Annotated in this window: 8 protein-coding genes; 7 read left to right on the top strand and 1 reads right to left on the bottom strand. The window is 54.9% G+C overall.

Translation table 11 applies throughout. The features are described from left to right. The first annotated feature begins 4 nt into the window (after nucleotides 1-4). From IDH44_RS03015 to IDH44_RS03000, 4 genes are all read left to right on the top strand, one after another. Nucleotides 5-763, top strand: a complete 759-nt coding sequence (locus IDH44_RS03015) for an IclR family transcriptional regulator (protein WP_190914570.1) — start codon at nucleotides 5-7, stop codon at nucleotides 761-763. An 18-nt stretch (nucleotides 764-781) separates the two neighbouring features. Next, nucleotides 782-2302, top strand: coding sequence for a glycoside hydrolase family 43 protein (locus IDH44_RS03010; RefSeq protein WP_190914568.1), 1521 nt, complete (start codon nucleotides 782-784; stop codon nucleotides 2300-2302). Nucleotides 2303-2502: 200 nt separating this feature from the next. Beyond that, nucleotides 2503-4641: a beta-galactosidase gene (locus IDH44_RS03005; RefSeq protein WP_190914566.1), complete on the top strand. Its 2139-nt coding sequence runs from the start codon at nucleotides 2503-2505 to the stop codon at nucleotides 4639-4641. An 18-nt stretch (nucleotides 4642-4659) separates the two neighbouring features. Continuing rightward, entirely contained in the window at nucleotides 4660-6198 is a 1539-nt protein-coding gene (locus IDH44_RS03000) for an alpha-N-arabinofuranosidase (RefSeq protein ID WP_190914564.1), read from the top strand. Between the two features lie 15 nt (nucleotides 6199-6213). Here the strand turns inward: IDH44_RS03000 and IDH44_RS02995 are convergent, their stop codons facing one another. Then, nucleotides 6214-8475: an AraC family transcriptional regulator gene (locus tag IDH44_RS02995; protein ID WP_190914562.1), complete on the bottom strand. Its 2262-nt coding sequence runs from the start codon at nucleotides 8473-8475 to the stop codon at nucleotides 6214-6216. Nucleotides 8476-8869: 394 nt separating this feature from the next. Between IDH44_RS02995 and IDH44_RS02990 the strand changes: the two genes are divergently transcribed. From IDH44_RS02990 to IDH44_RS02980, 3 genes are all read left to right on the top strand, one after another. After that, nucleotides 8870-10300, top strand: coding sequence for an extracellular solute-binding protein (locus IDH44_RS02990; protein WP_190914560.1), 1431 nt, complete (start codon nucleotides 8870-8872; stop codon nucleotides 10298-10300). 111 nt (nucleotides 10301-10411) lie between these two features. Next, a complete protein-coding gene (locus tag IDH44_RS02985) occupies nucleotides 10412-11347 on the top strand; it encodes an ABC transporter permease (RefSeq protein WP_190914558.1) in 936 nt (311 codons plus the stop codon). 14 nt (nucleotides 11348-11361) lie between these two features. Continuing rightward, nucleotides 11362-12258: a carbohydrate ABC transporter permease gene (locus IDH44_RS02980; protein WP_190914556.1), complete on the top strand. Its 897-nt coding sequence runs from the start codon at nucleotides 11362-11364 to the stop codon at nucleotides 12256-12258. Nucleotides 12259-12310: the final 52 nt, after the last annotated feature.

The following is a 12310-nucleotide window of genomic DNA, read 5'->3' as shown; positions in this document are numbered from 1 at the left end:
AAAAATGGAGAAGCGTTATCGGGTGCCCGCGCTGGAGCGGGCGCATGCGGTGCTGCGCGAAATTGCGCAGCATCCTGCAAATCGAAAGCTGACGGCGCTGTGCAAATCGTCTGGAATTAGCAAAAGCACCTTGTTTTCGTTATTGCAAACGATGGAGGAGCTGGGGTGGGTGCTGCAGCATGACGATGGCACGTACTCGCTGGGCAAGCATTTCGGATACATGGGGCACGCCTTTTTTAATCAATACGATCGCGTTGCGCTATTTGACCGCGAGGCGCAGCGGTCGCTGCATAAAATAGGCGCTTCTTTTCATCTCGCAGAACTGGAGGGGAGCCGGGTGCTCTATTTGGCGAAGGCGACATCGCCGGCGCCGGTTCAGATGGTATCCGGGCCGGGGGCTCGGGCGTATGCGCATGCCACCGGGCTGGGGAAGGCGCTGCTTGCCGATCTTTCGAACGAGGAGCTGCTGCGGCTGTTTCCGAATGAGGAGCTGCCGCGTCTGACGCCGCATACGATTGTGTCGCGGACGGAGCTGCTGATGCAGCTCGCCGAGATCAGAGTGTGCGGCTACGCGCTGGATCGCGAGGAAGGCGTCATGGGCTTCCAATGCATCGCTGCCCCGGTCCGGCAAGCGGACAAGCGCGCGACGTCAGCCGTCAGCGTGTCGATTCCGCTTCATCAGTGGGAAGAGAAGCGTGCAAGCGCACTGGACGAAATAAGGGGCTTAGCGATGCGTCTATCGCTTCATCCGAGCGCTGAATAAGGAAAGGAGTGGAAGGAAATGGCGTTCCAAAATCCGATTCTTTGCGGATTTCATCCCGATCCGAGCATTTGCAGGGTCGGCGAAGACTATTACCTGGCGGTTAGCTCGTTCGAGTACTTCCCAGGCGTGCCGTTGTTTCATAGCAAGGACCTGGTCAATTGGAGAGCGATCGGCCACTGCTTGACGCGCGCCTCCCAGGTTCCACTCGACGATGCGCCGAGCTCGAAAGGAATTTACGCGCCGACATTGCGTTTCCATAACGGCATTTTCTACATGGCAACGACCAATGTTTCGGGCGGCGGCAATTTTTACGTGTGGACAAGGGATATCGAGGCAGAATGGTCCGAACCGATATGGGTCGATCAGCGCGGAATCGACCCGGACTTGTTTTTCGATGGGGACGGCAGCGTTTATTTCACGACAAGCTCCGGGGAAGCGACAACCGGAATTGTTCAGAGCCGTATCGATATCGAGACCGGAAAGCGCTTGTCCGAGGTATTAATCATTTGGACAGGGACCGGCGGGCAATACCCGGAGGCCCCGCATCTTTATAAAATAAGCGGTTGGTATTACTTGTTGATTGCCGAAGGCGGAACCGAATACGGACATATGGCCACGATTGCGCGGAGTCGGAGGCCGGACGGTCCATTCGAGGCGTTCTCGGGCAATCCGATTCTGACGCATCGCAGTTCGGCGTTGCCGATTCAGGCGACCGGACACGCCGATTTTGTACAAGCGCAGGATGGGCGATGGTGGGCGGTTTTTCTCGGCATTCGGCCGGTCGGCTATCCGCGGCGACATCATCTCGGGCGCGAGACGTTTCTCGCTCAGGTCTACTGGGATGCGGAAGGGTGGCCAAAGATCGGAGAGAACGGCCGGGTCGGGGAAACGGTGGATATCGAGCCGCTCCCTTCACATCCTTTTCCGCCGTCCCCCGCGAGGGACGACTTCGATCAGCCGCAGTTGGAAGCGGGCTGGACCTTTCTTCGTAACCCGCAGTCAACCGATTGGTCGTTGGTCGAGCGAGCGGGCCATTTGACGCTGCACGGCTCTGCCGTTACACTGAACGATTGCGGTGCTCCTGCTTTTGTCGGTCAACGGCAACAGCATTTTCAATGCATTTGCCGGACCGCCATGCGCTTTGAGCCGGGGCTCGACGGCGAGGAGGCCGGATTAACGGTGTTCATGAACGAGCGCTTCCATTACGAGATTGCATTGACTCGAAAAAACGGCCGGAAGCGACTCATATTTCGCCGGTGCGTCGGCAGTCTGCAGAAGGTGGAGCGCGAACAGGACTGGGAGCGGGACGTGGTTGTGTTGAACCTGTCGGCCGAGCCGGATCGCTATACGTTCGGATATGCGCATCCGGATCGGCCAGGACCGCCTGTACCGTTCGGCGAAGGGGAGAGCAGCTTGCTTGCGACGGAGGTGGCGGGCGGCTTTACGGGTGTCTTCCTGGCGATGTATGCGACCGGGGCCGGCAAGCGTTCGTCCTCGCCTGCATACTTCGATTGGTTCGAATATTTGCCGCGGTCTTAGCTGCGGCTTTGAACAAACGGCCTGACATCCTCGAATGTCAGGCCGTTTGCCTGTGATGGACAATCCTTTACATGTTTCGTTTCGAACTGCTGACGGCCGTCTTTTCCGAAGGTCACCAATCGACCATTGCGCGCTGGAGCAGGAAAGAACTAGGCTGAGGAAGCAAGGGAATGTCACATGGGACGGAAGGGAGTGTCAGGATGTCCGAATCCAGGTCGCAATTGCCGTACGGCGCCGTCTATTTCCGCAAGTCCAACCCGCCTCCCGAGGATTGGGAGCGGGATTATCGGACGGCGCAGGAGGACGGCGTCAATCTATTTCGCCATTGGTTCATGTGGGGCGCTATCGAAACGGCTCCCGGACGGTATGATTGGTCAGATTACGACCGGCAGTTGGAGCTGGCGGCGCGGCACAACATGCAGACGATCATTGCCGAATACGTCCAGTCCGTGCCGGAGTGGGCGGTATCCCGTTATGCAGATGGACGAACGGTTCATGCTGACGGAACCAGGGCGAAGTCGGGTATGGGCGGCAGCAGCAATACGGGCGGCTTCAGTCACGGCGGCGGCGTGCTCTGTCTGGATTGCGAGGACGTAAAGCGGGCTGCGGGCGACTTCCTGACGGCGCTGGCATCCAGGTACAAGGGCCATCCGGCTCTGCTCGGCTACGATATCTGGAACGAATGCATGTACTCGCCGACGGCCTGCTACTGCAAGCATACCAAGAAGAAATTCCGGGCATGGCTGGCTGCGAAATACGGCACAGTGGAGCGTCTGGGAAAGGCATGGCAGCGTTACAGCTATACGGCTTGGGATCAAGTGGAACCGCCCGTGAACGTCGCGCCGTACCGGGAAAATATCGATTGGCTGCAATTCAAGAAAGATAATTACTATGCGCAAATGCAGTGGCGCATCGAGACGATTCGCAGCGTCGACCCGGATTGCCTCATTACGGCGCACGGCGTGGCAGGCGCGCTCTCGCAGCTTGCTTCGCACGGCGCCGACGATTGGCTGGCAGCCTCCAAGGTGGATGTATACGGCTTCACCTGGGTGCAAGCGCGAAAAGGAAACGAGCCCTGGAAGCAGTGGCACGCAGTGGATCTCGTCCGCGCAGCAGCGCGGGGGAAGCCGTTCTGGCACGCGGAGATGCAAGGCGGACCGCTCTGGCTGCAACCGCAAATCATCGGACGAGAAAGGGAGGATGGTCGAATTGCCGAGCCGGAGGACCTCCGGGTATGGCAAATGATCTCGCTCGCCGGAGGGGCCAAGGGGCTGCTCGCGCCGCGCTGGCGACCGCTGCTTGACGGGCCGCTGTTCGGCGCGTTCGGCGCATACGACATGGATGGTTCGCGTACGGCGCGCTCGCGTATGGGCAGCACGATTGCCAAGTGGGCAAACGAGCCCGGGCAAGCGGAGCTGTTTCGAGCGAATCCCGTGCGCGGCGATCTGGCAATCCTTGTCGTGCCGGAAGCGCAGGAGTACGATTATTTGTTGCGTCAAAATCCCGGCATCGCTTTGTACGGCAGCAGCCTGCTTTATTCCGAGGCGATGTGGGGGGCGTATCGCGGGTTTTTCGATCGCAACATCCAGGCAGATTGGGTTCGCTTGGACGATATCGGTCACTATGATACCCTCTACTTGCCTTATCCCATTCGCTTGGCCGCAGAGCAGGGGCGGGCATTGCAGAATTGGGTAGAGCAAGGCGGAGCGCTGATCTGCGAGGGTTGTCCGGGCTATTTCGATGAACAGGGCAAGGCGGGCAGCATGCAGCCGAATCACGGCTTGCACCGCCTATTCGGCGCGCGCGAGTCCGAAGTCGAGTTCATGCCCGATCACGGCGATCGCATTGAATTCGAGATGGACGGCACGCCTGTTCGGGGGCACGGATACAAGCAGAGCTACGTGCTGGCGGGCGGTACTGCGCGCGGGCGGTATCGCGACGGTCGGCTGGCGGTGGTGGAGCATCGTTGCGGCCGCGGAAGGACGCTTTTGATCGGGACGCATCCTTCGATTGCCTATTACCGGGACGGCGGAGAGAGCGGCAGGCGGTTGTTCGACGTCGTATGCCGCTGGATAGGCAAGACCCCTCATATACAGACGTCGAATCCGACGATCCAGGTCCGGCTGCATGAAGGGCGGGGCGCTCGCTATATATGGGCAATCAACCCCCGGCGGGAGCCTCAGTACGCCGGCATCCGTCTTGCATCCGTATACGGACGTCCGCAGCCGCTCAGGCGAATCTGGGGAGAAGGCAGTCTGCAATCGACGGAGGAGGGATGGGCAGTCACGATTCCGGGCAGAGATGCCGTAATTTACGAGTGGCGTTCGAACGATCACTAACAGGAGGGATTGCTTACTATGACAAACAGCATAAAAATTAAGATTCACGCTGGGCAGCATCGCATCAATCGCAGCATTTACGGGCATTTTGCGGAGCACCTGGGACGCTGCATTTACGAGGGCTTTTGGGTCGGGGAGGATTCGCCGATTCCCAATACTCGCGGCATTCGCAATGATATCGTCGATGCGCTCAAAGCGTTGAACATTCCGCTGCTGCGCTGGCCGGGAGGCTGCTTTGCCGACAATTATCATTGGCGGGAGGGGGTCGGCCCGCGCGAGCAACGGCCGCGCATGATCAATACGAATTGGGGCGGCGTCGTAGAAAATAATCATTTTGGCACCCACGAATTTTTTGACCTGTGCGATATGCTGGGAGCCGAGCCGTATATATGCGGCAATGTCGGCAGCGGCACGGTCGAAGAGATGGAGCAGTGGATTCAATACATGACGTTCGACGGCGAGTCTCCGATGGCGGAGCTGCGGCGCGCCAACGGCCGCGAGGAACCGTGGCGGCTGACCTATTTCGGCGTCGGCAACGAAAATTGGAGCTGCGGAGGAAAAATGCGGGCGGAATATTACGCGGACCTGTATAAGCAATATAGCGTGTATTGCCGAAATTACGGCGGCAATCAGCTCTACAAGGTTGCGTGCGGACCAAGGGATGATCATGATTATTGGACAGAGGTGCTGATGCGCGAAGCCGCTCCATTCATGGATGGCCTGTCGCTTCATTACTATACCCGAGTCAAGGATTACGGTCTGTATATCGAAAATCCCGATGGAAACCGGATGTTTTTACGAAACCCGGACGGGCGCAAGCATGCGCATTCCGCGGTCGACTTTGATGAACGCGAATGGTTCGCGGTAATGAAATCAGCATATTATATGGAAGATCTGGTGATGAAGCATTCGGCCGTGATGGACAAATACGATCCTGAGAAGCGCGTGGCGCTCGTCGTCGACGAATGGGGCACATGGTTCGACGTAGAGACCGGCACCCACCCCGGGTTTTTATTTCAACAGAACACCATGCGGGACGCGGTTTCGGCTGCCATTTGCCTCAACATTTTCAACAATCATTGCGATCGCGTACGGATGGCGAATCTCGCCCAGACCGTCAATGTGCTGCAGGCGGTCATTCTGACGGAGGGGGAGCGGATAATTTTGACGCCGACCTACCACGTTTTTGAAATGTTCAAAGTGCACCAGGACGCCGTCATGCAGCCGTTGGAGATCAACTCGGCAATGTATGTTCGCAAGGAGGAGGCAATCGCCCAGATTAGCGCTTCTGCCTCGATCGATGCGCAGGGCAAGCTGCATGTGACGCTGTGCAACACCGACCCGACCCGCTCTGCAGCGGTAAATTGCGGGATTGAAGGCTTTGCGGGCAAGCGCGTTTCCGGGCGGGTGCTGGCGGCGGAGGCGATGAACAGCCACAATTCTTTTGACGAACCTGACCGAGTACAACCGGCGCGATTCGACGGAGCGCGTCTTAATGCAGCCGGTCTCGCGCTGGATATGCCGCCGATGTCCGTAGTCGTCCTGCAGGTGGAATGAGGAGCGGACGGTCGTCTAACGGTGAAGACCCCGGTACTGACTGGGCGACATCTGAAAGGCCTGCTGAAAAATGCGGTTGAATGAGCGATGCGAGTAGCCGACACGCTCGGCGATCTCGCTAATATTCACGTCGCTCTCGACCAATAGCTTGACGGCCGCGTTGATTTTTGATTTGATCAAGTATTCGTGAAACGTCACGCCGGTTTCCTTTTTGAACAGACGGCTGAAATAGGACGGGTTCATATGTGCCAGTTCGGCGCATTCGGTAAGTGAAATGTCGCGCGAAATATGATTGGCGATATATTTGCAGACTTCTTTGACCCCTGCTTTTCCTGCCGTCCGGTTGTTGTCCTTCATAACCTTCGAATAGAGCGGAGGGATCGTATCGATGAACCAGAGGCCGATCTCCTCCACCGTCTCGTTCGTTCTGAACTGATCGAACAAATCGTATTCCAGCATGCCCAGCGAAGTGCCGCATTTTTTCTCGGCATTGGCGATAAGCGCCGACAATAGCACCTGATAACTCTGATAAATGAAGTAATACGATTCCTTTTCCGTCACAAGTCTGCTGAACGTCCAGATGCCAGTCTTGAAGGCGGGTGAATCTTCGTTCAGCATCGCCTCGATGAGGGCGTTTTCCGTTTCGTAGGGATATTCGGGCAGCGTCAGTTTTTCCATCGGCGCGTCGTCGATGGATATAATCGCTTCCGTACTCGCCAGCAGCCGGAATTGCAGGGCGAGCATGGAATCGCGGTAGGACAAGGAAATATCCCCGATATGCGGGTAGGCGCGACCGATTCCGATTGAAACCCGCACATTCAGATAGTTCTGCAAGGCCGCGCTGACGCCCTCGGCGTAGGCGCGCGCTTCGCCGGTAGCCGCATCCGGCGGGGTATCGGGATCAAAGCACAGAGCAGCAATCTCATGGCCGCGCAGATCATCCAGAACATAGCCCTTAACCAGGCGGTATTCCTCCAGCAGTTCGTTCATGACATTCATGACCGCATAGGCGAGCAATGGCTTGTCTTTGGACTGAAAGCGCCCGTTCTTGCCAAAGTCCTCCACTCGCACGACCAGTACGACGTAGGTACAATCGACCGGTACGCCGTATTGCTCACAATCTTCGTAGAGCGGACTTCGAGAGGTGTAGTTGCCCTTCAATAAATGCTGCATAAAGCGCTCGATCAAAAACGGCTCGGATTTGGCGACCATCACATGAAGCGAATTGACCTCGCTGTTGAACTGGTCGAGGCATTGGCGCAGGAATGAAAATTCCTCTTCCGGCGTGCCGGCCGAATGATCGCGAAGCCGCTTGCCGTAATCGACCAACTGGCCGATCGGATTGTAGGCCTGCCTGGAGTTGTAGATCGTCAGTATAATGCCCATCGTCAAAAAAATGGCCACGGCAAAGATCGTGCTCCACATGATCCAGCGCAACTCGCCGACAATAACGGAACGGGAAGTCACGGAAACGTAGCTCAGGCCCGAGTTGGATTTTTGGTACGAATAAAAATATTCGCTGCCACCTCCCCCTTTTATGGAAGCGTTGTCAGAAGAAGGGTTGTTCAGGGAATCCTGATCCATCTTTTTCGCTATTGCTTCGTTGACGGACGTCAGTTGCTTTGACTGAAACAAGCTGCCTTCCGCTGCACTTCTTACAAATATCGATTGGTTGTTCGTAATGGTCAAAAATGTGGTCAAGTATCGGTTGAATTGCTCCACTTCGACCTGAGCGACCAGCACGCCTTGCGGGCGAAGCGACATCGCAGGCAGCGTCAATACAAACGAAATATACCCCTCCTGCTCGCTGGCGGGCAAATAGGTCCAGTGAGCGCTTTTGGTGTCATTGGCAATATGCGCGAGATCGTCGACGAAACGGAATTGGTTGGCGGCAATTTTCCCTTGCGCGCTGGACAAAATGAAATCGTTGTTCATGTTGTAGAAATAAATTTCGTTAATAAATTCGCTGCTTTGCAAGAGCGCGGAAATTTTGGACAAAATGAACGTGTTGTTGTCAATTCTCGCCGTCTCGTCCAGCGCCAAAAACGCTTCGAATACATCGGGATCAAAAGCGAAACTGGTCAGCTCTTGGACGACGCCGAACATGGCATTGTCGATATACGTTTGAATGATGCCAAGCGAGATCTGGTTGCTTTTCTGAATGTGTACGATTTCTCTTTTCATCGACGTGTTGTAATAGACCAGGCTGGCGAGAATAATGGGCAGGCAAATGGAGATCGAGCCCAGCCAGATTAAGCGGTACAAATAAGATCTCATAATGCGTTTCGCATCCCCTTTCCCACGCCGCGACTACATCTTGAAACGCGCAAGCCCAAGCTGCGGCAAGGTGCCCCTTATTATACCTATATTGGACGTTGGTCGGCCATAGCTAGTTTTTTACCAGAGTGAAAAAATCCTTGGTGCAGGCGGTGTTGAAGCTAATGGTGAGAGAAGTCAGATATCGACTATTGAGCGCTAGTCGCACTTCGCTTAGTATAGGGAGTGTACCGAGCAACATGCCGCCCGGAGGTGATGACGACACATGCTGTCCCCAACGAAGACAGCCAGCATACGAATCGTGATAGCGCTTGCCGCCGCAGCCTTGTTCGCGGTTGTCTGCGGATGCTCATTGAATGAAAAGGGCGGTGAGTCAAAAACGAGCGAAGGTCCCTTGGAAATCGAAATCATGACCGACTTGACGCAGGAAAATCCGGATTTGTCGAATGAATATTGGGCGGCGTTCCAGTCGCTTACGAACACCAGGCTGAACATTCTCTGGGTACCGGGCAATGAGTATAGCACCAAGCTTGATCTGGTGCTGGCTTCCGGCGACATTCCGGAGGTGGTGTTTGGACGCGAGCACAATAAGCCGACCCTGATCAACGCGATTCGGCAAGGCGCATTTTGGGATTTGACGCCGTTTCTAGGCGATTTCTCTCGATACCCGAATTTGCGCGACAATATGACGCCAGGCGCATGGAGCTATGTTCGGGTGGACGATAAGATCATGGGGATCCCGAGAAGTCGATCATTGATCGACAGCGGCTTGAAGATAAGAAAGGATTGGCTGGAGCGGCTCGAACTCCCGGTACCGACGACCATGGACGAATACAAGGAGACGCTGATCGCGATTGCCAACGGCGATCCCGACGGTAACGGGATGGATGATACGATCGGACTGGCAATCGGTCCGGAGCCGGACCCGTCGCTCCAGGCTGCGTTTGGCGTGTATAATCCGACCTACGACGAGGCGGGCGGGTTGATGTATAACTATTTGACGCCGCAGTTCACGCAGCTTGTCGGCTGGCTTAGGGAGCTTTATGCCGCAGGCGCGCTGCCGGACGAGTTCGCCGCATTGAACGGCACCCAATTGTCGGACATGATAGAGAGCGGGCGCGCCGCCTCCTTTAATTACGCCATCTATCGGGACTACTCTTGGACGAATGAGATCCGGAAGGTACAGCCGGAAGGCCAGTTGATCACATTGCCTCCTATGAGAGGGCCGAACGGCGATTATGCCGCAAGCTTGGATATCGGGACGCGAGGGGCGCATCATATCAGCAAAAAAGTGTCTCGGGAAAAGGTGGAGGCGATTTTGCAGTACTTTGAGAGGACGGCCTCGGCCGAGTTGACCGATTTCGCCTATTACGGCAAGGAAGGTGTCCATTACAACGTGTCAGACAACGGCGAAAAGGTGTTGACCGAATTGGGGCGGGAACAAATGAACGTCAACACGCTAAGTCCAATCACGCCGTCGTACACGCGTTGGGGCAAAGTAATCGCGCCGGAAGCGCCACAAGCGTGGAACGAGGAAAAAAAGCTGGAGGCGGCTCCTTATGAAGAATTGGGCGTCATCGATCCGTTCCGCTATCTCATCTCGGATACGTGGATCGAGGCTTGGCCCAAGTACAGCGCAGAGCTGGAAAGCATGTGGGTCAAGGCCATCTCCGGTAAAATATCGATGCAAGAATACGAGGAATGCGTAGAAAAAATCAAGCGCGATCCGCAGATTCAAAAAGCGTTTCAGGAATTTGCAGCCGACTTGTCCAATCGGAATCCCGCGAACGACGATGCGGACAGCGAAAGCATGCGTCCGGGTTGAAAGCGGCGCGGACAGCGAAAATTTAGGCTGTCCCCCGCGCGGTTGCGATGATTATATTCAGAAAATTCAATCTAATTAATTTTTCTTATATTTTAAAAAGGAGCGAATCAGATGCAAGCAAGTCAACAATCGGATTGGATCAAGAAATGGCGACAAATGCGTTTGGACTATCAACTGTATGTGCTGGTCATGCTGCCCGTTGCGTGGGTGGTGCTGTTTCAGTACTTTCCGATGTATGGGCTGCAGTTGGCGTTTAAGGATTTTAAAATTATGGAGGGCATTACCGGAAGCCCATGGACGGGCATCGATCATTTCATTAAATTTTTTCATTCCCATCAGTTTTGGACCGTTCTGAAAAATACAATTTTCATCAGTATGTACGAGCTCCTGGCGGGCTTTCCGCTGCCGATTATTTTGGCGCTGGCTCTGAACGCCACGCTTCGGACGCGGATGAAATTGACGGTTCAATTCGTCACTTACATGCCGTATTTCATCTCAACGGTCGTTATGGTCGGCATGATCCTGCAATTTTTGAATCCCCGAATCGGCATCGTCAATATGCTGCTCGGCCTGGTCGGCTTGGATGCCGTGAATTTTATGGGGGAGCCGGGCTGGTTCAAGCACGTCTACGTCTGGTCGGGGATCTGGCAGACCACCGGGTGGGGCACCATTATTTATTTGGCCGCACTCGCCGGCGTCAACCCGGATCTCCACGAAGCGGCAACAATTGACGGCGCCAATCGGCTACAGCGCATTCGATACGTTGATCTTCCCGGCATCATGCCGACCATCGTGACGCTGCTTATTTTAAATTCCGGCAATATCATGAGCATCGGCTTCGAGAAAATCTTTTTGATGCAAAATCCGTTAAATATCGGTTCGTCCGAAATCATTACGACGTACGTGTATGCGGTGAGCCTGGCTTCGAGTTCGCCTGACTATTCTTATGCGACTGCAATCGGCTTGTTCAATTCGCTTATCAACCTGATTCTCATTATGTCAGTCAATCAGATCGCCAAAAAAACGGGCGACACCAGTTTGTGGTAAAGGGAGGGAACGGGATGAAAGATACGAAAGTGAGATTGACCCGATCGGACAAAACGTTTTATTGGGTAAACGACCTGTTTTTAATCGTGGCGTTCCTGCTTGTGCTGTATCCGCTGGTCTATATCATCAGCGCTTCTTTGAGCGATCGCGTAGCCGTCATTTCCGGGAAGGTGTTTTTGTGGCCGGTCGATTTTTCCCTGGAGGGTTACGTCGCCGTGTTCAAGGACCCGCGCATTATGATCGGGTACGGCAACACTCTTTTCTATACGGCGGCCGGCACGCTCATCAATGTCGTGCTGACGATCCTTGCAGCGTACCCGCTATCGCGTAAAACCATGGTCGGCCGCAACGTGATCATGTACATTTTCGCCTTTACGATGCTTTTTCACGGCGGATTGATTCCGAATTACTTGCTGATTAAAAACCTGGGCATGATCGATACGCGATGGGCGATGCTGTTGCCGGCGGCGCTGTCCATCTGGAATGTCATTATTGCCAGAACCTTCTATCAGACGACGATTAGCCAGGAGTTGTACGAGGCGGCTGCCATGGACGGCTGCTCGCATTTCCGTTTCATGTGGAGCATCGTGCTGCCTTTGTCGAAAGCGATTACGGCGGTCATGGTGTTGTTCTACGGGGTGTTCCATTGGAATTCGTACTTCAACGCGTTTTTGTATTTGAAAAGCCCCGATCTGTTTCCGCTCCAAATCGTGCTGCGCGACATTCTCGTGCAAAACGAAATCGATCCGGCCATCGTGACCGATGCACAGCAAATGCAAGTGAAGCAAGGCTTAGCCGAGCTACTGAAATATTCCATCATTATTGTAGCCAGCCTGCCGATCTGGCTCGTGTATCCATTCGTGCAAAAACACTTTGTGAAAGGGGTGATGATCGGTTCAATAAAAGGCTGAACCCGTCTATGCAAGCGTAAAAGCAGGAAGAGCAAGTAAGACCCAAAACCTC

Origin of the sequence: Paenibacillus sabuli, from assembly GCF_014705605.1 — a bacterium.
Lineage (GTDB): Bacteria > Bacillota > Bacilli > Paenibacillales > Paenibacillaceae > Paenibacillus_D > Paenibacillus_D sabuli.
Note: the sequence above shows the minus strand (reverse complement) of the source record. Positions and strands in the feature narration are given on the sequence as shown.

What these genes read in the sequence shown, in the direction of transcription:
- IDH44_RS02995 (WP_190914562.1), bottom strand. Translation starts at nt 8,475, where the DNA reads ATGAGATCTTATTTGTACCGCTTAATCTGGCTGGGCTCGATCTCCATT.
- IDH44_RS02985 (WP_190914558.1), top strand. Translation starts at nt 10,412, where the DNA reads ATGCAAGCAAGTCAACAATCGGATTGGATCAAGAAATGGCGACAAATG.
- IDH44_RS02980 (WP_190914556.1), top strand. Translation starts at nt 11,362, where the DNA reads ATGAAAGATACGAAAGTGAGATTGACCCGATCGGACAAAACGTTTTAT.
- IDH44_RS03015 (WP_190914570.1), top strand. Translation starts at nt 5, where the DNA reads ATGGAGAAGCGTTATCGGGTGCCCGCGCTGGAGCGGGCGCATGCGGTG.
- IDH44_RS03005 (WP_190914566.1), top strand. Translation starts at nt 2,503, where the DNA reads ATGTCCGAATCCAGGTCGCAATTGCCGTACGGCGCCGTCTATTTCCGC.
- IDH44_RS03000 (WP_190914564.1), top strand. Translation starts at nt 4,660, where the DNA reads ATGACAAACAGCATAAAAATTAAGATTCACGCTGGGCAGCATCGCATC.
- IDH44_RS03010 (WP_190914568.1), top strand. Translation starts at nt 782, where the DNA reads ATGGCGTTCCAAAATCCGATTCTTTGCGGATTTCATCCCGATCCGAGC.